Genomic DNA, 18,403 nt, shown 5'->3' with positions numbered 1-18,403 from the left:
TCAGGGAGGTACGTACCAAATATGTCGATGAATACTGTCGCCGAGTTCGCCGCAGAACTCAAAAAATCGCCTGAAACCCTGCTCGAGCAACTGCAAGCAGCCGGGGTGCAGAAAACCTCGTCCGCCGATGCGCTGAGCGAGCCCGACAAACAAAAGCTGCTCGCTTACCTGCAGGCCAGCCATGGCACGGCTGCCGCCGGCAAAAAGATTACGCTGGTGAAGAAATCCACCACCGAAATCAAGCAGGCCGACGCCACCGGCAAGGCGCGCACCATTCAGGTGGAAGTGCGTAAAAAGCGCACCTTCGTCAAGCGCGATGAAGTCGAGGCGGGCGAGGCCCCTGAGGCCGCCGCAGCCCCTTCGCCCGAAGACCAGGAGCTGGCACGCCGTGAGGAAGAAGCGCGCCGCCAAGCGGAGCTGATTCGCCGTCAGGAAGAAGACCTGGCCGTCGAGCGCAGCGAACGCCAGGCGCGCGAGCAGCGCGAACGCGAGGCCGAAGAGCGTGCCCAGGCCTACTTGGCCCAGCAGGCCGAGAAAAAAGCCCAGGAAAGCGCCGAACGCAAAGAAGCCAAGGACCAGGCTGTGGCCGAGGCGGTTGCACGCGCTGCCGCACAGGAAGAAGCCCGCGCCAAGGCCGAGGCCGAATCCAAGGCCCGCGCTGCCGAGGAGGCTGCCCGCGCCAAAGATTTGGACGAGCGCCGTCGCAAGGCCTTGGCCGAGGCCGAGGCCATCCGCGCCATGATGGCTGCACCCAAGAAGGTGCTGGTCGCCAAAAAGCCCGAAGAACCCAAGCCGGCCGCAGCCGCTGACGCCAAGAAGGGCACGCTGCACAAGCCGGCGACCACGCCGGGCGCTGCAGGCGCGCGCGCGGGTGCACCGGCTGCAGCTGGTGCTGGCGCGGGTGCGAACAAGGAAGTCAAGTCGGCCAAGCTGTCGTCCAGCTGGGCCAACGACGGCGCGAAAAAGAAAGAAATCAAGACCCGTGGCGACTCCAGCGGTGGCGTTGGCCGCAGCAACTGGCGCGGTGGCCCCAAGGGCCGACGCGGCAATGACCGTGACGACCAGCGCCAGCACCAGCAGGCGCCGGTGGAGGCGCGCGTGCTGGAGGTGCACGTGCCCGAGACCATCACCGTGGCCGAGCTGGCGCACAAGATGGCCATCAAGGCCACCGAGGTCATCAAGGCGCTGATGAAGATGGGCCAGATGGTCACCATCAACCAGCCGCTCGATCAAGACACGGCCATGATTTTGGTCGAAGAAATGGGGCACAAGGCCATCGTCGCTGCGCTCGACGACCCGGAGGCGTTCACCGCCGAAGAGGTTTCGAGCCAGCAGGCCGAGGCGCTGGCGCGCGCACCCGTGGTCACCGTCATGGGCCACGTCGATCACGGCAAGACATCGTTGCTGGATTACATCCGCCGCTCCAAGGTGGCGCCGGGCGAAGCCGGCGGCATCACGCAGCACATTGGTGCCTACCACGTCGATACGCCGCGCGGCATGGTCACCTTCCTCGACACCCCGGGCCACGAAGCCTTCACGGCCATGCGTGCGCGCGGTGCCAAGGCCACCGACATCGTCATCCTGGTGTGTGCGGCTGACGACGGCGTCATGCCCCAGACCAAGGAAGCCATCAAGCACGCCAAGGCAGCGGGCGTACCCATCGTGGTCGCCATCACCAAGGCCGACAAACACGAAGCCAACCCCGATCGCGTCAAGCAAGAGCTGGTGGCCGAGCAAGTGGTGCCGGAAGAGTACGGCGGTGATTCGCCGTTCGTTGCCGTGTCCTCGAAGACCGGCATGGGTATCGATGATCTGCTCGAACAGGTGCTGCTGCAGGCCGAGGTGCTGGAGTTGAAGGCGCCGGTCGATGCCATGGCCAAGGGCCTGGTGATCGAGGCCCAGCTCGACAAGGGCCGTGGCCCTGTGGCCACGGTGCTGGTGCAGACGGGTACGCTCAAGGTGGGCGACATCGTGCTCGCGGGCCAGACCTTTGGCCGCGTGCGCGCCATGGTCGATGAGAACGGCAAGGTGGCCAAGAGTGCCGGCCCCTCGATCCCGGTCGAAATTCAGGGCCTGTCCGAAGTGCCGCAGGCGGGCGACGAGTTCATGGTGCTCTCCGACGAGCGCCGTGCCCGCGAAATCGCCACCTACCGCGCCGGCAAGTTCCGCAACACCAAGCTGGCCAAGCAGCAGGCCGCGAAGATGGAAAACGTCTTTGCCGAAATGCAGGCGGGCGAAGTGCAGAACCTGCCCATCATCATCAAGGCCGACGTGCAGGGCTCGCAAGAAGCACTGGCGGCGTCGCTGCTCAAGCTCTCCACTGACGAGGTGCGCGTGCAGCTGGTGTACGCCGGCGTGGGCGGTATCAGCGAGAGCGACGTGAACCTGGCGATTGCCTCCAAGGCACTCATCATTGGCTTCAACGTACGTGCCGACGCCAACGCGCGCAAACACGCCGAGGCCAACGACGTGCAGCTCAACTACTACAACATCATTTATGACGCTGTGGATGAGTTGAAGGCCGCCATGTCCGGCATGTTGGCGCCCGAGCAGCGCGAAGAGGCTCTGGGTACGGCCGAAATCCGCAACGTGTTCGTGGCGACCAAGATCGGCACCATTGCCGGTTCCTACATCACCTCGGGCCAGGTCACGCGCAACTGCAAGTTCCGCCTGCTGCGCGACAACATCGTCATCTACACCGGCGAAGTCGAGTCCGTGCGCCGCCTCAAGGACGACGTCAAGGAAGTCAAGGAAGGCTTCGAGTGCGGTATCAAGCTGCGCAACTACACCGATATCAAGGAAGGCGACCAGCTCGAACTCTTTGAGATCAAGGAAATTGCCCGGACGCTGTAAGCCATGGCCGCCAAGAAACCCGCCGCCCCCAACCGCAGCTTCAAAGTGGCCGACCAGATCCAGCGCGATCTGGCCGAGCTGCTGCGCGAGCTCAAAGACCCACGCATTGGCATGGTGACGCTGCAGGGCGTGGAGGTCACGCCCGACTACGCGCACGCCAAGGTGTTTTTCAGCGTGCTCGTCGGCGATGGCCTGGCGACGCAAGAGGCCCTGAACCAAGGGGCGGGCTTCTTGCGCAACGGCTTGTTCAAGCGCCTGCACATCCACACTGTGCCGACGCTGCACTTCATCTACGACCGCACGAGCGAACGCGCCTCCGACATGAACGCGCTGATTGCCCGTGCCGTCGCCTCGCGCTCCAAGGACGACGACGCCGCATGACCGCACGCGCTCCCCGCATCCGGGTGCAGCGGCGCCCGGTGCACGGAGTGCTGCTGCTGGATAAACCCCTGGGCCTATCGAGCAACGACGCCTTGCAAAAGGCCAAGTGGCTGCTGCGCGCCGAAAAAGCCGGCCACACCGGCACGCTCGACCCGCTGGCCAGCGGCGTGCTGCCGCTGTGCTTTGGCGCGGCGACCAAATTCAGCGCCCTGCAGCTCGATGCGCCCAAGACCTACGAGGCCATCGCCCTGCTGGGCGTGACCACCACTACCGGCGACGCCGAAGGCGAGGTGCTGCAAGAGCGCCCCGTCGATGCCGCGCAGCTCACCCCCGAGCGCCTGGCCGCCGTACAGGCGCAGTTCACCGGCGCCATCCGCCAGGTGCCGCCCATGCACAGCGCCTTGAAGAAAGACGGCAAGGCGCTGTACGAGTACGCGCGCGCTGGGGTGGAGGTCGAACGCCCGGCGCGCGACGTCACGATTCATGCATTAAATCTGGCTCTAACCCATACAGAGCAAGCGCAACCAGCTATCAAAATGATAGTTCAATGCAGCAAAGGTACCTACATCCGCACCCTGGGCGAAGACATGGGTGCTGCGCTCGGCTGTGGTGCGCACCTGGTGTTTTTGCGCCGCATCGAAACCGGCGGCCTGGGCCTCGATGGCTGCGTGACGCTCGCCGCGCTCGAAGCCATGGACGAGGCGCAGCGCCTGGCCTGCCTGCAGCCGGTCGATGCCTTGCTGCAAGGACACGCGCCGGTCACGCTCGGTGAGCAAGATGCCGGGCGCTTTCTCTCGGGCGTGCGCCGCCGGGGCGCTTGGGCCGATGCGAGCGCTGTCGCCGTGTACGGCGACCGGCCCCGTGCCCTGCTGGGCGTGGGCCATGTCACCCAGGGCGAGCTGATTGCCGACCGGCTGCTCTCGCCACTGGAAATTCAACAAATTCTGGAAAGTGCGCCGCGCACCCAAGCCCCTGTGGACAACGCGGCATTTTGGAAAACACCGCTATGAGCAAACAAATCCGCAACATCGCCATCATCGCCCACGTGGACCATGGCAAAACCACCATGGTGGACCAGCTGCTGCGCCAGTCGGGCACCTTCGCCGCGCACGAAAAAGTCGTGGACACGGTCATGGACAACAACGCCATCGAACGTGAGCGCGGCATCACCATCCTGGCCAAGAACTGCGCCGTGAGCTGGAACGATACGCACATCAACATCCTCGACACGCCCGGCCACGCGGACTTTGGCGGCGAGGTCGAACGCGCCCTGTCCATGGTGGACGGCGTGGTGCTGCTGATCGACGCGCAGGAAGGCCCCATGCCGCAGACGCGCTTCGTCACCAAGAAGGCGTTGGCGCTGGGCTTGAAGCCCATCGTCGTCGTGAACAAGGTCGATAAGCCCGGCGCCAACCCCGACAAGGTGGTGAACGCTGCGTTCGACCTGTTCGACAAGCTCGGCGCGACCGACGAGCAGCTCGACTTCCCCGTGGTCTACGCCTCGGGCATCAACGGCTGGAGCGCGCTGGAGCAGGGCGCTGCGGGCGAGCAGTGGGGCCCGGACATGTCGGCGCTGTTCAACACCATCTTGAGCCATGTGCCCTCGGTCAAGGGCGACGCCAACGCGCCGGTGCAGATGCAGGTGTCGGCGCTCGACTACTCCACCTTTGTGGGCCGAATCGGCGTGGGCCGCATCACCCAGGGCACGCTGCGCGCGGGCCAGGACGTGCTGGTCATGGCCGGCCCCGATGGCAACAGCTACAAGGGCCGCATCAACCAGATCCACCAGTTTCAGGGTCTGGACCGCGTGCAGGTGACGGAAGCCGGCCCGAGCGAGATCGTGCTCATCAACGGCATCGAGAACGTGGGCATTGGCGAGACGATTACAGACGTCGCTAACCCCCAGCCCCTGCCCATGCTCAAGATCGACGAGCCGACGCTGACCATGAACTTCTGCGTCAACACCAGCCCGCTGGCCGGGCGCGAGGGTAAGTTCGTCACCAGCCGTCAGATTTGGGACCGCCTGCAAAAAGAGCTGCGCTCCAACGTGGCGCTGCGCGTCAAGGAGACTGATGAAGACGGTATTTTTGAAGTCTCTGGCCGGGGCGAACTGCACCTGACCATCCTGCTGGAAGAAATGCGCCGCGAGGGCTACGAGCTGGCGGTGTCCAAGCCGCGCGTGGTGTTCAAGGACATCGACGGCGAGCGCTGCGAGCCCATCGAACTGGTGACGGCCGATATCGAAGAAGGCCACCAGGGCGGCGTGATGCAGGCCCTGGGCGAGCGCAAGGGCGAGCTGGTGAACATGGAACCCGATGGCCGTGGCCGCGTGCGCCTGGAATACCGCATCCCGGCGCGCGGCCTGATCGGCTTTACCAACGAGTTCCTGAACCTCACGCGTGGTTCCGGCCTGATCTCCAACATCTTCGACAGCTACGAGCCGCACAAGGGCGAAATTGGCGGACGCAAGAACGGCGTGCTGATCTCCATGGACGACGGTGAAATTTTCACCTACGCGCTGGGCAAGCTCGACGACCGTGGCCGCATGTTCGTGCGTGCTGGTGACCCGGTGTACGAGGGCATGATCGTTGGCATCCACAACCGCGACAACGACCTGATCGTCAACGCCACGCGCACCAAGCAGCTGACCAACTTCCGTGTCTCGGGCAAGGAAGACGCCATCAAGATCACGCCGCCGATCGACCTGACGCTGGAATACGGCGTGGAGTTCATCGAGGACGATGAGCTGGTGGAAATCACCCCCAAGAGCATTCGCGTGCGCAAGCGCCACCTCAAGGAGCACGAGCGCAAGCGCGCCAGCCGCGAAGGCTGATGCTGAATGAAAAACCCGGCTATGCCGGGTTTTTTTATATTTCTGGTGTGGTTGATTGTCAAGTCCCGCCTGTTTGTAAACACGCTTCTTGAACAATTCCGGCTTTTTTGCATACCAATCCTTCAACGCCTGAACGGGTGAGACATGCTTGAGTGCGCGCTGTGGAATGTGGTGGTTGTAGGTCTGGAGGTAGTTCATCAACGTTGCCTCCAGCTGCGCTGCCGATGCAAAGCGCGTTTGCCTGACGATTTCGCTGATACGCCCGTTGAAGCGCTCCACCATGCCGTTGGTCTGTGGGTGACGCGGCGGACACAGCCGGTGCTCAATGCCCAACGCCTTGCAGCGCATATCGAACTTGTGCCGCCCGCTGGGTTCGCGTTTTTTGTTCGTGAACCGATCCGTGAACTGACTGCCGTTGTCGGTGAGTAGTTTGACGATCTTCATGGGCGCTGCACGCTCCAGACGCTCCAGGAAGTCCACGCTGGAGTCCTCGCTCTGGTCGGCATAGATGTGCATGAACACCCAGCGCGTTGCCCGGTCTATGGCCACGAACAGATAGCGCCGCTGGCGCTCGTCGGGCATCTGCGGCAGGTATTTGATGTCCACATGCACAAAGCCTGGTTCATAGTCCTTGAAGGTCTTGACGGGCTTGTCAGCAGTGCCTGCGTCGGCCTGGGCCTGGGCCTGAAGTTCACGCAAACTGGAGACACCGTGGCGGCGCAAGCAACGATCCAGACCTGCACGGGAGACCTGCGGGTTCACAAACTCTCGCACCACCGCCAGCAGGTCATCCAGGGGCAGAAACAGCAGGCGGCGCAGCTCCACAGCGATGGCCTCTTGCACGGGCGAGAGCGTGGTATGCAGCGTGTGCGGACGGTGCGAGAGATCATCCGGGCTGTCTCGGTGCTTCCATTTGCGTGCTGTCGCACGGTTGATGTTGTAGCGATCGGCCAGTTCTGCAATCGATGCTGACGAAGCTTTAATCTCGGCTCTCGTACGCGGTGTGGTTCGTGCTTGCGCGTGCACTTGGCTCATGTCGATTGCTCCTGTTTGAAGGATTCCACCACGTTGCGCATTACCTCTCTTGCTTGGAAGAATGCCCAACTCCTGTGGGGTATATGATCACACGAGATGGGACACATAGCCTGGGAACCTCTAAAAACCCCCGTCGTTCCCTGAGCGCCTGCACAAAAAACCAGAAAATCCCCACATGAGCCCACCTCCCGCCCGCAGCGCCCTCAAGCCCGACCTGTTTGCCGACGCAGCCCACAAGCGCAAAATCGAATCGCTGGGCGACCCGCTGCAGCTCATCGCCCGGCACATTGACTTTGCCCAGCTCACACAGACCATCGACACCCTGCTGCCTCGCGGTGACGCCAGCCGGGGCGGGCGTCCACCGTATCCCACCGAGGTGATGGTACGCATCCTAGTCTTGAAGCATCTGTACAAGCTCAGCGACGAGCAGACCGAGTACCAGCTTCTCGACCGCATGAGCTACCGGCGTTTTTGCCTGCTGCAGGACAGCGCCACCATTCCTGACCGTAACACCATCTGGCACTACCAACAGCGCCTGGGCGTTGATGGCGTGACGGCGCTGTTCCAAGCCATGGACAACCAACTGCTGCGCCACGGCTATCTGGCGCGCTGCGGGCAGATCATCGATGCCACCTTGGTGAGCGCCCCCATCCAGCACTTGACCAAGAAGGACAAAGAGCAGCTCGACCAAGGCGACATCCCCGAAGACTGGAGCGCAGCCAAGCGCAGACAGAAAGACCTGGATGCGACCCATACCAAGAAACACGGCAAGAGCTACCACGGCTACAAGCTGAGCATCTGCGTGGATGTCAAACACAAGTTCATCCGCAAGATGACCATCGGCACCGCCAGCGAGCACGACAGCAGGCACTTTGACGAAGTGATCGATGAGGGCAACACCAGCCTTGACGTCTATGCCGACCGGGGTTACCCCGGCGCTCGGCGCAGTGAAATGCTCAAAGTGCTGGGCTATCGCGAACACATCCAGCGCAAGGCCAAGCCCAACCAACCCCTGAGTGACTGCCAGAAGGGCCGTAACAAGCGCATCGCCAAGACCCGTGCGCGGGTAGAACACCCCTTTGCCCAGATGCGCCACATGGGCGGCAAGATCATCCGCACCATCGGACAGGCCCGCGCCACGGTGGCCATGACCATGATGGCCACCTGCTACAACCTCAAGCGCCTGGCGCGGTTCCTGGAAGATGGAGTGGATGTGTTCTTCAAGGTCAAGCCATCAAAGAGCCAGGTGCGTCTGCAAGGGGCCAATGGGTGAAAAATGGGGCGGGAAATGGCTCAAAATGGCTTGAATTGCCTAAGAAATGGGCAAATTCGAGAGGGTGGCCTCGCTGCGATTGGCTCGGGGTGAAAACTGGCGGTTTTTAGAGGTTCCCTGAGAAACTAAATGCCGTTTCAAAAAGCATGGCCTTCAATATTGCGGTTTCTATGCGGGACTAACGCCCTGAGTTCAGCCGCCGCGTAGCGGTCGGCTGCGACGAAATGTTAGACCCAGACGCCAAAACGGGAAGCCCCAGCTTGACGACGGGCGCGAACTGCGAAAAAGCGCTGCGCCACTGAGGCGGCGCAACGCTTGCAAAATGATAGCTTGTAGCGCTTGCTGGGAAAGCGCCAGCGGCCAAAAAGGCTTGAAACCGGCGCAACGCCCGCAGGTGCAGCCCGGACAAACGGCAAGCAAGGCGCTGAATAACGCTTGAGAAACTAAATGCCGTTTGAAAAAGCATGGCCTAAATAAAGTGGATTTTCAGTGGGACTAACGCCTTGAGTTCAGACGCCGCCGTAGGCGGTCGGCTGCGACGAAATGTTAGACCCAGACGCCAAAACGGGAAACCCTAACTTGACGACGGGCGTGAACTGCGAAAAAGCGTTGCGCCACGGAAGCGGCGCAACGCTTGCAAAATGATAGCTGGTAGCGCTTGCTGGACAAGCGCTGGTGGTCAAAAAGACTGAAAACTGGCGCAGCGAACGCAGGCGCAGCCCGGAGAAACGGCAAGCAAGGCGCTGACTAACGCCTGAGAAACTGAATGCCGTTTGAAAAAGCATGGGCTTCAATATTGTGGGTTTTCAGCGGGACTAACGCCCTGAATTCAGCCGACGGCGTAGCCGGTCGGCTGCGATGAACAGTTAGACCCGATGGCCAAAACGGGAAACCCCAGCTTGGTGACGGGCACAAACTGTGAGAAAACACTACGCAACCGAGGCGGCGCAACGCTTGCAAAATGATAGCTGGCAGCGCTTGCTACGCAAGGGCCAGCGGCCAAAAAAGCTTGAAACAAGCAAACTGCCCGCAGGCGAAGCCCGGAGAAACGGCCAGCAAGGCGCTGCATAACGCCTGAGAAACTGAATGCCGTTGAAATAAGCATGGGCCAAATAAAGCGGTTTCTACGCGGGACTAACGCCCTGAATTCAGCCGACGCCGTAGGCGGTCGGCTGCGATGAAAAGTTAGACCCGGAAGCCAAAACGGGTAACCCCAGCTTGACGACGGGCGCAAACTGCGGAAAAGCAAAGCGCCAACGAGGCGGCGCAACGCTTGCAAAATGATAGCTGCTTGCGCTTGCTACGCAAGGGCCAGCGGCCAAAAAGGCTGAAAACTGGCGCAGCGAATGCAGGCGAAGCCCGGAGAAACGGCCAGCAAGGCAACGAATAACGCCTGAGAAACTAAATGCCGTTTGAAAAAGCATAGCCTGAGTAAAGCGGTTTTCTATGCGGGACTAACGCCCTGAATTCAGCCGACGCCGAAGGCGGTCGGCTGCGATGAAAAGTTAGACCCGGAGGCCAAAACGGGAAACCCCAACTTGACGACGGGCGCGAACTGCGAAAAAGCAAAGCGCCACTGAGGCGGCGCAACGCTCGCAAAATGATAGCTATTTGCGCTTGCTACGTGAGGGCCAACGGCCAAAAATGCTGAAAACTGGCGCAGCGAATGCAGGCGAAGCCCGGAGAAACGGCCAGCCAGGCGCTGAATAACGCCGGAGAAACTGAATGCCGTTTGAAAAAGCATGGCTTAAATAAAGCGGGTTTCTACGCGGGACTAACGCCCTGAGTTCAGCCGCCGCCGTAGGCGGTCGGCTGCGACGAATGGTTAGACCCGAAGGCCAAAAGGGAGCGCCCGGACTTGGACCAGGGCGCAGCCCACGAAAAAGCGCTGGGCCACGAGAGCGGCGCAGCGCTGCAAGAATGATAGCTGGTAGCGCTTGCCGCACAAGCGCTGGAGCCCAAAAAGGCTTGAAAACCTTTTGAACAGGGCATAGCGCTGGAATAAGTGGCTGCGCGCATGAATCGGTTGATGGGCCTAACGCCTGAATTAAGCCGAGCCGCGAAGCGGCTTCGGCTTGAATGAATTGTTAGCGCTCACTAGAAGACCATCACGTGGTCAACAAGATATTTGCCATCTTGTTGGACAAGAACCATCTCGGCCACGAAGTCTCCAGGCTGCTGAGTGAAGCGTTGCTTCCAGACGACAGCGACAGACTCGGGGCGCCGGAAGGCAGCGACAAACTCGCGCTCCGCAAAGAAACCCTTTGTGCTCTGGTAGTCCTGGCAAATCCACTCCAGGCGTTCCTTGGGGAGAACGCCCTTCAGGCGATCAGTGAAATCCCGGATATGCCTCTCATAGTCGATAGCTGTTGAGGCGTCCATCAGGTTGTCCATGATGGGGTTGGCGATGGACAGAATGTCCTGATCTGATTTTCCTGCAAGTTCCATTGTGCTCTCCATGAGCGCTAACGGGCGAGGTAAGCCGACCGCAGAATGCGGGTCGGCTTGAGCGCCGGGTTAGACCCAAAGCGCAAAAACGAAAGTGACCGCACAGGCCACGGACTACGAAAACCAGAGCTGCCTGCGCTTTCTGCACAAGGGCTAGAGGCCAAAAAGGCTTGAAACTGGCACACCCCACGCAGGCGAAGCCCGAGCAAACGCCAAACACCCAGCGGATGAACGCTTGCGAGGGTAAATGGCGCTTGAATATTCATGGGCTGAAATGGGTAGGAATAAAAGGCAGGCTAACGTAGAACTAAGCGGCGGCCGTAGGCCGTCCGCTTGAGTGACGGGTTAGACACCACTAGCTGAGCTGCTTGCGTAGAGACCACAGTTGCGCGACAAGCACCCACATGTAGCTCGCCAACACGGCGGACAGTACTGTTACGAAGCAGTATGCCGTTCGAACGGCATCATAGTTCCCAAGCGCCGCCACGCCGCTCTGCTTAAAGGCGAGAGTTGATTCCTTCGCAAGCTTGAAGGCATCTGGAATGAAGATAAGAGAAACCGTCAGTGCCATTAGTGCAACGGGCAGAGCTTTGCTGACAAGCACGGACGTCACCGCCTTCTTTGCGGCGACGTTGTCTTCTTTATGCGTCTTGGGGGATGTTTCCAGTGCCTTGGCAATTTCCGCATACCAAAGACTAAAGAGAATTGCGGCTATCGCCATCAAAAGGCTTGATGCGGAAAGTAAATCACTCATTGGAATCACGGTCTTGGTTGAACACCAAACTTCGCGCAAAGTCGATTGTACGAAGATGGCGATATTTCGTAGGTGGAAACACTCCCCTTCTTCTTCGCGACAGGCGACAGGCTTCCGTCAATGTCAGCGAGCGCCTTGTTCAGTTCGTCTATTACGTTCTGGCTATTGATCACAACTGTGTAGTCTTGGGCGTTGTTCTGTCGATTTGCGGCAGTCAGTGCTGCGCTCAAAGTCCGTTCAACATGTGGCTTTAGTTGGTACTGATACTTGGAGATTACGGCTCGAATGAGCGAGCGACTTTCTGTCAATGTTGTCTGGAAGAGACTGCTGACTGTTCTCTCATCTGGAATCACACCGTTGAATGCTGTTTCAACGAGGAGCAGTAAACGGTATTCAAGTATGTCACTGCCACGTTTTAGAACCTTCTGGCCGCGGAACATGGACAGATACTCACTTATGGATGCGCCAAGCACCGAGTTGAGTCGGGTGTTTAGATCCGGGTCGGTGCAGCCGAGGATCGCGCATATCTCGGCTCTCTCTGCGGCGTCGAGGTTGAGAGTAGTAGTGATCTGCAAAGGTGACTCCCTGTGATATCTAACGATAAAGGTAAGCCGCCCGCAGTATGCGGGTCGGCTTGAGCGCTAGGTTAGGCTTAAATTTCTTCCCCTGGTAATGCGGCTGCTTTTGTTTTCAAAGCATCAAGATTTTCACGCTTTGCTGAGAATATTTGTTCGTGAACAACAGCGCCTTGACCAGTATTCCTAAAATAATGTGCAAGAGGCATTTCAAAAATTGTTGTAAGCTGGGTTAGAACTTGATTAAGTCTTTTCTTCTTCATCATTGAGTCATCCCAAGCATACATCATGTAGTAAAAAGCTGACCAAAATGAAACTGATTGGTGAAAATATACTTTTTTGGTTGGTGCTGTAATGGAATACATCCCCCCATTTTTTGAAAAAATTTCTTGAGCGAATTGCATATTACCAAGATTGCAACCAGAAACAAATAGGCGACGATTATGAAGTTTTTTTTCAAAAATCTGAGCGAAGTCTTTATAATTTGAATTTCCGAATGTGTATTGCACAATATCTTCACCTCCATGGCATGAGAGATGAAGATATCGATAACCGGATTCTCTAAATATTTTTGCAAACTCTACAAGTTCTCGTTGAGTTCGGAAGTAATAATAAATTGGATTTTTTCCATGAAGCTTCAGTACGTCATAGAGTATTTTTCCGTCCAAACGTGCTTCTTTCTCGTCTTCTCGCTCTAGAGACTCAAGAATAAAAGTTTCTGGCTTAGTAATATTTGCAGGTGGAACTTTTGTCTGCATTAAAAATTTCCCTAACGAACGAGGTAAGCCGGCCGCCGAAGGCGGATCGGCTTGACCGAAATGTTAGACCCAAAGACCAAAAGGGCGCACCCAACGGCAAGCTGATTCATGTTTGCACGACTGAATCAGGTTTTCCGCCATCGAAATATTTTCTCAAGCATCGGGCGTGCCACCATACGGCTAGCTTCTGAAATTGTGTGGGTGGCTTACCGGTGAAGTAGGCATGACAGATGGCTAAGTCAATCGTTTCTCTGAGCTTTGTGCTTAGTTCAATGATTTTTCGTGCACGCTCGCCATCGCGTTCGTTTTTCATGTGCGCGATGTAAACGGGAACCCAACGGATAGTACGAAGCCCACCATCAAGGCCCCACAGGGGATATCTTGTTTTTCGTCTTAGCTCATCGATTTTCTCGGAGGTGGTCTCTGCTTTTTTTCGGACCTCGTCAAATTTGTCGCCGTTCTTCATTTGCTTCATCTTGACGCTTAATGCAACCAATTCGTAAAGCAGGGCTCCAAGCTCAGAGAAGGATGTTGAAAGTGTGGCACGCCGTGCAGCCCTTAAGTCTGTAGATCTGCTTGCCCTAAGCGTGAACACAAGGGTGATCAAAGACATGGCCGCCGCAATCAATGCCGCATAAAGCGTAGCTTCTTCTGCGGTAATTTTCATAATTCGTTCCACAGGACTAACGCCCTGAATTCAGCCGACGCCGTAGGCGGTCGGCTGCGATGAAAAGTTAGACCCGGAAGCCAAAACGGGTAACCCCAGCTTGACGACGGGCGCAAACTGCGGAAAAGCAAAGCGCCAACGAGGCGGCGCAACGCTTGCAAAATGATAGCTGCTTGCGCTTGCTACGCAAGGGCCAGCGGCCAAAAAGGCTGAAAACTGGCGCAGCGAATGCAGGCGAAGCCCGGAGAAACGGCCAGCAAGGCAACGAATAACGCCTGAGAAACTAAATGCCGTTTGAAAAAGCATAGCCTGAGTAAAGCGGTTTTCTATGCGGGACTAACGCCCTGAGTTCAGCCGCCGCGTAGCGGTCGGCTGCGACGAATGGTTAGACCCGAAGGCCAAAAGGAAGCGTTCCGATTTGAAGGCGGGCGCGACCCACGAAATAGCGCTATGCCACGGAGGCGGCGTAGCGTGGAAAGAAAAATGCCTGAACCTACACCGCATCAAAAGGCGAAGCCCTGTGGAGCGCATAAGACCCAAACCAGAAAGGCTTGAGAGGGGCCATAAAAATGCCGAAGGCATGGCCCATGTTGGCGTCCGCGTTGAATCGACAGTTAGGACTTGCCCCGTTCCCAATTGCATTGCCTATGCGCAAGCCGAGCATTTTCTGGCACTGTTTTTCCACCGCGCCAATAATGAACATTGTGATCGAGTGCTGCATCATTAACTGATGAAATCTTGTTGTTGCAGATGGAGCAGGTATTTTCTTCGGTGAAAAGTTTTTCCTTTAGCGACCTGGAAAAGCAGCGCACTGTATCGTTCGGCTCTGCTGCCTTGATGGCTTCTTTTAGTCGTGCTCGCCACGTTTCAAACGCGTACTCAACGTTCGAGTAATGGCTGGTTCTATTTGAAACCGCTTGAACCCATTTGGGGTCATTTGCAATAATGTCGCAATATTCTTCAAAGATGGCATCCGATGCCCTCGTGAGTTGCCCAATATCATAATCAGTGAAACTCACTGAGAGCACCTGAAAAACGGATGCATTTATCTTTGGAGCCCATTGGCCTGCGTCTCTCTCAGATGTTCTTTGAAGTCGGAACGCTTTGTCTCCGAAGATTGTGTAACACGCGCGCATTGACTTTTGGAAGGCACCTCTGAACTCCGAAATCTTTGTGGCTGGTGGGTTTCTGTAGGTTTCAAAGAACTCATTTAGGAATGGCTTAAGCCCCTTCTTTGCTTTTAGATATGTTGAGTTATAAAATGCAAGAAACCGCAGCACTAATGCTCGATCTTGCATGCGTTTGTCGAGGTTCTTTTGATTGATTGCCGACACAAATTCTGTGTTTGTGGCAAGTTCTTTTATCAGGTCATTGAGCTGGCCTCTGAACATGCAGTTTCTTATTTCCATATCGTTGAGCGCCTTCCCTCCTGTGTTAAGGCGCTCAAAGATAATGAACATGAGGTCTTTGGGTGTTGTGTTTGCGAGCTCAAAAGTTCGCAATGTTGTATCTTCAAGCTTGCCTTGTATTTTTGAATCAAGGTCTTTGAAGTATTTTCCGTTCAGATCAGGCCTGATCTCAAGCCCTTCCAGAGGGAACTCGTTGTTGAAAAACTTAAAGGTCGATGTCATTCGCTGAAGTCCATCGATTACTTCGTACTTCTCTTCGCTGTTTTGCCCTAAATATATAACCGGAACGGGCAACTCAATGAGAAACGATTCAATGAGTCTTGCAGCTCTTGCTTTGTCCCATACATAATTCCGTTGCCATTCGGGATCAATGATGATTTTTCCTAATTTGTGCCATCTATTTAGTTCTGCGAGGCTGCGATCATTTTTTTCCAAGCTGATCTTGTTGATGTTGCCTTCTACTGGCATTTCGCCTTCATCTGATCCTTCGAATTGCTCCTCGACATTTTGCTCGTCGTTGTATTGTCCGTCTTCGATCATGTTCTCTCCATAATTATTTATTGCACAGATTGTTCTAAGAGTTCTAACGGGCGAGGTAAGCCGACCGCCGTAGGCGGGTCGGCTTGACCGAAATGTTAGAGCCAGAAGCCAAAACCGATAACTTAGATTTGGCGACGGGCACGAACTGCGAAAAAGCATTGCGCCACCGAGGCGGCACAGCACTGCGAAAACGATAGCTGCTTGCGCTTGCTGCACAAGGGCTAGAGGCCAAAAAGACCACAAACCAGCGTAACTCCGCTAGGCGAAGCCCAGAGAAACGACAAACCCAGCGCTGCACAACGCTTAAGAAACTGAATGCCGTTTGAATAAGCATGGGCGAAATAAATGGGTTTTCTGTAGTGCTAACTTGAATTAGACAGGGGCTTCATTTGCTAGGGATGAAGGTGTCACGCGCTATGTTGCCGATGATGTTGGTTGTAACTGAGTCAAATGTTGCTCCGACAATACCGCCCACAAGTGGTATTGCCTTACCAAGATTGATGGCCCCCTTCTCTCCAAATTTTGTCAGAAGCCTGAACCCAACTTTCTGATTTATAGCTGTTATGGTCTTTCCGCTGACATTTTTGATTGCATTCTCCGTGAGCTTCCTGCCTACAACAATTCCTATATCTTTCATTATGTCTTTAGCAGCGTTTCCGGTGAGACACGCATAGACAAGAGCCTTTACTCTGTCATCCTTCAAGTCATGCCCGCCAAGATGAGCAATTGCGGCGATCATGCGGACCTGAACATACATAACGCTTGCAATATTTGCCGGGATAGTCACGGGCATGACAATGATGCCGCCAAGGCCTGTAAGGAAGCCTGATGTTCCAGCCTTTGTGTTTTGCCAGCGGATCAGTGAATTAGCCTGATCTATCTTTGACCCTTCCACCTTCATGTAGCTCTCAGCTATCTCGCTGGCCGAGTCCATGCCAACGACGCCATTGACCGCTTTGTCGTACGCAAAGTCCAATGCGCGCATGATTGAGCCTTCCGTCAAATCCTTTGCCACACTTTCCCCCTGTCTAACGGCCAAGGTAAGCGGCTGGCCGTAGGCCAGTCCGCTTGACCGCGGAGTTAGACCCGAAGGCCAAAAGGGAACGCCCTGACTTGGAGACGGGCGCAGCCCACGAAAAAGCGCTGCGCCACGGAAGCGGCGCAGCGCTGGAAACCAAAAACTGGCACAGCGCATGCAGGCGAAGCCCGGCAGGAAACCCCAAAGAAGAAACCTTTGAGAAATGCGAAGCGCTGGAATAAATAGCGGCCTGCATAAATGGGAAATGAGGGCACTAACGCCCTGAGTTCAGCCGACGCCGTAGGCGGTCGGCTGCGACGAACAGTTAGACCCGGAAGCCAAAACGGGTAACCCCAGCTTGGCGACGGGTGCGAACTGCGAAAAAGCAAAGCGCCACTGAGGCGGCACAACGCTTGCAAAATGATAGCTGCTTGCGCTTGCTACGCAAGGGCCAGCGGCCAAAAAAGCTTGAAACAAGCAAGCGGCCCGCAGGCGAAGCCCGGAAAAACGGCACGCAAGGCGCTGAATAACGCCTGAGAAACTGAATGCCGTTTGAAAAAGCATGGGCTGAATAAAGCGGTTTTCTATGCGGGACTAACGCTGGCGTAACCGGCGCGTAGCTTGCGGAGCGTCCGCGTTGACGCAAATGTTAGGCATAGGGGATTGAAATGGCAGAAATGACGATGATTGAAGAAGGTGACGGGACTATCAAATGGGAATGCAGCGAGTGCAAAGCGCTCGTGAAGGACAAAAACAAATTTGAAAACAAGGTGGAACTGTGCCCCAAGTGCGGGGCTGAAATTACGCAGTTCTACAGCCTGTTCGATGAAAACGGTGATTACACCTAACGCCACGAATTCAGCCGACGCCGAAGGCGGTCGGCTGGAATGAAAGGTTAGGCCTTATTTTGATACAAGGAAGCGCACGATGAAAACAACCGTCCTTGCCGATTACAAGGCAAAAACATCAACCGGTTCGCGTATTCATGTTGCCCATAACAATTTGCCGACACAGGTAAATCAGATGATTGTGTGGATGATGAACCATCCCGAGGTCGCGCTCGGAATGGTGCCGAGGTGGGGTGAACTCAAGGCAGATCAACAGGCGTTCGCCGATCATTTAGAAGGCAGCGCAAAGAACCACGGGCTGGAAGTGTGACGCCTAACGCCCTGAATTCAGCCGACGGCGTAGCCGGTCGGCTGCGATGAAAAGTTAGACCCAGAGGCCAAAACGGGTAACCCCAACTTGACGACGGGCGCGAACTGCGAGAAGGCAAAGCGCCACCGAGGCGGCGCAACGCTTGCAAAATGATAGCTGCTTGCGCTTGCTACGCAAGGGCCAGCGGCCAAAAAGGCTGAAAACTGGCGCAGCGAATGCAGGCGAAGCCCGGAGAAACGGCCAGCAAGGCGCTGCATAACGCCTGAGAAACTGAATGCCCTTTGAAAAAGCATGGCTTAAATAAAGCGGGTTTCTACGCGGGACTAACGTAAAGTTCAGCCGAAGGCAACGGGTTGACGGCTTTGGGCCAGAATGAAATGGAGGCCCAAAGGCGGCAAGCCGTTGACTTTCGGCTGCAACGGCCTGTTAGGAGGCTTTATTTCAGGCCGGAGAATAGCCATGTCTCGAAGCTCTTGAGAACTGTCGTTTGACACCCATACTTTCCGTTTAGCACAAATGCGCGCTGATTTGTAATGGTGTCAAGGACAACAATGTCGAAGTGCATTTGACGCGATCCCTCTGGTACGCAAGTGTCTAGATCAAAAGATGTGGCTGTTACCATGTATCTGGCGCCGGGTCGGCGGGTCGTGTTGTCAGGCAGTGCCAGTACTTTCACGCCTCTAGCCTCTAGTAAACGCTCA

The 18,403-nt window shown here is 56.6% G+C and carries 28 protein-coding genes and 1 pseudogene; 7 read left to right on the top strand and 22 right to left on the bottom strand.

Going from position 1 to position 18,403, the window contains the following annotated elements:
- The first annotated feature begins 21 nt into the window (after nucleotides 1-21).
- From infB to typA, 4 genes are read left to right on the top strand one after another with little or no spacing between them, the layout of a single operon-like run.
- The gene (gene infB, locus G7045_RS07230) at nucleotides 22-2,853 is read left to right on the top strand and encodes a translation initiation factor IF-2 (RefSeq protein ID WP_166159015.1); all 2,832 of its coding nucleotides are present in this window, start codon (nucleotides 22-24) and stop codon (nucleotides 2,851-2,853) included.
- Nucleotides 2,854-2,856: 3 nt separating this feature from the next.
- Entirely contained in the window at nucleotides 2,857-3,234 is a 378-nt protein-coding gene (rbfA, locus tag G7045_RS07225) for a 30S ribosome-binding factor RbfA (RefSeq protein WP_166159014.1), read from the top strand.
- Nucleotides 3,231-4,244: a tRNA pseudouridine(55) synthase TruB gene (truB, locus tag G7045_RS07220; RefSeq protein ID WP_166159013.1), complete on the top strand. Its 1,014-nt coding sequence runs from the start codon at nucleotides 3,231-3,233 to the stop codon at nucleotides 4,242-4,244. The genes rbfA and truB overlap by 4 nt, the downstream gene beginning before the upstream one ends.
- On the top strand, nucleotides 4,241-6,067 hold the full coding sequence (gene typA / locus G7045_RS07215) for a translational GTPase TypA (protein ID WP_166159012.1): 1,827 nt from the start codon (nucleotides 4,241-4,243) through the stop codon (nucleotides 6,065-6,067). The genes truB and typA overlap by 4 nt, the downstream gene beginning before the upstream one ends.
- 57 nt (nucleotides 6,068-6,124) lie before the next feature.
- Here typA and G7045_RS07210 read toward each other — a convergent pair.
- Nucleotides 6,125-7,102 (bottom strand): annotated as a pseudogene (locus G7045_RS07210) (IS481 family transposase); the annotation flags it as partial.
- A 175-nt stretch (nucleotides 7,103-7,277) separates the two neighbouring features.
- On the opposite strand from G7045_RS07210, the gene G7045_RS07205 reads away from it, so the two are divergent.
- Nucleotides 7,278-8,375: an IS5 family transposase gene (locus G7045_RS07205; protein WP_166159011.1), complete on the top strand. Its 1,098-nt coding sequence runs from the start codon at nucleotides 7,278-7,280 to the stop codon at nucleotides 8,373-8,375.
- A gap of 178 nt (nucleotides 8,376-8,553) precedes the next feature.
- Here the strand turns inward: G7045_RS07205 and G7045_RS07200 are convergent, their stop codons facing one another.
- The 20 genes from G7045_RS07200 to G7045_RS07110 form a co-directional block, all read right to left on the bottom strand.
- Nucleotides 8,554-8,841, bottom strand: a complete 288-nt coding sequence (locus G7045_RS07200; RefSeq protein WP_166159010.1) for a DUF1010 domain-containing protein — start codon at nucleotides 8,839-8,841, stop codon at nucleotides 8,554-8,556.
- A gap of 43 nt (nucleotides 8,842-8,884) precedes the next feature.
- Entirely contained in the window at nucleotides 8,885-9,160 is a 276-nt protein-coding gene (locus G7045_RS07195) for a DUF1010 domain-containing protein (protein ID WP_166159009.1), read from the bottom strand.
- Between the two features lie 44 nt (nucleotides 9,161-9,204).
- Nucleotides 9,205-9,444 (bottom strand): DUF1010 domain-containing protein, encoded by a 240-nt coding sequence (locus tag G7045_RS07190; RefSeq protein WP_240919310.1) that lies wholly within the window; start codon nucleotides 9,442-9,444, stop codon nucleotides 9,205-9,207.
- A 79-nt stretch (nucleotides 9,445-9,523) separates the two neighbouring features.
- The gene (locus tag G7045_RS07185; protein ID WP_166158999.1) at nucleotides 9,524-9,799 is read right to left on the bottom strand and encodes a DUF1010 domain-containing protein; all 276 of its coding nucleotides are present in this window, start codon (nucleotides 9,797-9,799) and stop codon (nucleotides 9,524-9,526) included.
- Between the two features lie 44 nt (nucleotides 9,800-9,843).
- Nucleotides 9,844-10,119 carry a DUF1010 domain-containing protein gene (locus G7045_RS07180; RefSeq protein ID WP_166159007.1) on the bottom strand — a complete coding sequence of 92 codons (276 nt, stop codon included), beginning with the start codon at nucleotides 10,117-10,119 and terminating at the stop codon, nucleotides 9,844-9,846.
- 44 nt (nucleotides 10,120-10,163) lie between these two features.
- Nucleotides 10,164-10,367 carry a DUF1010 domain-containing protein gene (locus G7045_RS07175; RefSeq protein ID WP_240919309.1) on the bottom strand — a complete coding sequence of 68 codons (204 nt, stop codon included), beginning with the start codon at nucleotides 10,365-10,367 and terminating at the stop codon, nucleotides 10,164-10,166.
- A 105-nt stretch (nucleotides 10,368-10,472) separates the two neighbouring features.
- On the bottom strand, nucleotides 10,473-10,823 hold the full coding sequence (locus G7045_RS07170) for a hypothetical protein (protein WP_166159005.1): 351 nt from the start codon (nucleotides 10,821-10,823) through the stop codon (nucleotides 10,473-10,475).
- A 17-nt stretch (nucleotides 10,824-10,840) separates the two neighbouring features.
- Complete coding sequence (locus G7045_RS07165) at nucleotides 10,841-11,089, bottom strand: DUF1010 domain-containing protein (RefSeq protein ID WP_166159004.1); 249 nt, start codon at nucleotides 11,087-11,089, stop codon at nucleotides 10,841-10,843.
- A gap of 89 nt (nucleotides 11,090-11,178) precedes the next feature.
- On the bottom strand, nucleotides 11,179-11,577 hold the full coding sequence (locus G7045_RS07160; RefSeq protein WP_166159003.1) for a hypothetical protein: 399 nt from the start codon (nucleotides 11,575-11,577) through the stop codon (nucleotides 11,179-11,181).
- Between the two features lie 5 nt (nucleotides 11,578-11,582).
- On the bottom strand, nucleotides 11,583-12,152 hold the full coding sequence (locus tag G7045_RS07155) for a hypothetical protein (protein WP_166159002.1): 570 nt from the start codon (nucleotides 12,150-12,152) through the stop codon (nucleotides 11,583-11,585).
- Nucleotides 12,153-12,229: 77 nt separating this feature from the next.
- Nucleotides 12,230-12,910, bottom strand: coding sequence for a hypothetical protein (locus G7045_RS07150; protein ID WP_166159001.1), 681 nt, complete (start codon nucleotides 12,908-12,910; stop codon nucleotides 12,230-12,232).
- An 11-nt stretch (nucleotides 12,911-12,921) separates the two neighbouring features.
- On the bottom strand, nucleotides 12,922-13,020 hold the full coding sequence (locus tag G7045_RS14905) for a DUF1010 domain-containing protein (protein WP_370521581.1): 99 nt from the start codon (nucleotides 13,018-13,020) through the stop codon (nucleotides 12,922-12,924).
- A complete protein-coding gene (locus G7045_RS07145) occupies nucleotides 13,017-13,577 on the bottom strand; it encodes a hypothetical protein (protein WP_166159000.1) in 561 nt (186 codons plus the stop codon). The genes G7045_RS14905 and G7045_RS07145 overlap by 4 nt, the downstream gene beginning before the upstream one ends.
- Nucleotides 13,578-13,607: 30 nt before the next feature.
- The gene (locus tag G7045_RS07140; protein WP_166158999.1) at nucleotides 13,608-13,883 is read right to left on the bottom strand and encodes a DUF1010 domain-containing protein; all 276 of its coding nucleotides are present in this window, start codon (nucleotides 13,881-13,883) and stop codon (nucleotides 13,608-13,610) included.
- Nucleotides 13,884-13,913: 30 nt separating this feature from the next.
- Nucleotides 13,914-14,081, bottom strand: coding sequence for a DUF1010 domain-containing protein (locus tag G7045_RS07135; RefSeq protein ID WP_240919308.1), 168 nt, complete (start codon nucleotides 14,079-14,081; stop codon nucleotides 13,914-13,916).
- 110 nt (nucleotides 14,082-14,191) lie between these two features.
- Nucleotides 14,192-15,526, bottom strand: a complete 1,335-nt coding sequence (locus G7045_RS07130) for a DUF262 domain-containing protein (protein ID WP_166158998.1) — start codon at nucleotides 15,524-15,526, stop codon at nucleotides 14,192-14,194.
- A 43-nt stretch (nucleotides 15,527-15,569) separates the two neighbouring features.
- Nucleotides 15,570-15,860: a DUF1010 domain-containing protein gene (locus G7045_RS07125; protein WP_166158997.1), complete on the bottom strand. Its 291-nt coding sequence runs from the start codon at nucleotides 15,858-15,860 to the stop codon at nucleotides 15,570-15,572.
- 51 nt (nucleotides 15,861-15,911) lie between these two features.
- Nucleotides 15,912-16,511 carry an EcsC family protein gene (locus tag G7045_RS07120; RefSeq protein WP_240919175.1) on the bottom strand — a complete coding sequence of 200 codons (600 nt, stop codon included), beginning with the start codon at nucleotides 16,509-16,511 and terminating at the stop codon, nucleotides 15,912-15,914.
- Between the two features lie 43 nt (nucleotides 16,512-16,554).
- Nucleotides 16,555-16,800 (bottom strand): DUF1010 domain-containing protein, encoded by a 246-nt coding sequence (locus G7045_RS07115; RefSeq protein ID WP_166158995.1) that lies wholly within the window; start codon nucleotides 16,798-16,800, stop codon nucleotides 16,555-16,557.
- Between the two features lie 32 nt (nucleotides 16,801-16,832).
- Nucleotides 16,833-17,108, bottom strand: coding sequence for a DUF1010 domain-containing protein (locus G7045_RS07110; RefSeq protein ID WP_166158994.1), 276 nt, complete (start codon nucleotides 17,106-17,108; stop codon nucleotides 16,833-16,835).
- Nucleotides 17,109-17,221: 113 nt separating this feature from the next.
- On the opposite strand from G7045_RS07110, the gene G7045_RS07105 reads away from it, so the two are divergent.
- Both G7045_RS07105 and G7045_RS07100 read left to right on the top strand, forming a co-directional pair.
- Nucleotides 17,222-17,392, top strand: a complete 171-nt coding sequence (locus tag G7045_RS07105) for a hypothetical protein (RefSeq protein ID WP_205737171.1) — start codon at nucleotides 17,222-17,224, stop codon at nucleotides 17,390-17,392.
- Nucleotides 17,393-17,471: 79 nt separating this feature from the next.
- Nucleotides 17,472-17,702, top strand: coding sequence for a hypothetical protein (locus G7045_RS07100; protein WP_166158992.1), 231 nt, complete (start codon nucleotides 17,472-17,474; stop codon nucleotides 17,700-17,702).
- Nucleotides 17,703-17,719: 17 nt separating this feature from the next.
- Here G7045_RS07100 and G7045_RS07095 read toward each other — a convergent pair whose 3' ends face one another.
- Nucleotides 17,720-17,959: a DUF1010 domain-containing protein gene (locus G7045_RS07095; protein WP_240919307.1), complete on the bottom strand. Its 240-nt coding sequence runs from the start codon at nucleotides 17,957-17,959 to the stop codon at nucleotides 17,720-17,722.
- Between the last annotated feature and the right edge of the window lie 444 nt (nucleotides 17,960-18,403).

The sequence above is a fragment of the Acidovorax sp. HDW3 genome (assembly GCF_011303755.1).
Lineage (GTDB): Bacteria > Pseudomonadota > Gammaproteobacteria > Burkholderiales > Burkholderiaceae_C > Paenacidovorax.
The sequence above is the reverse complement of the archived record's forward strand: the minus strand, read 5'-3'. Positions and strand labels throughout refer to the sequence as shown.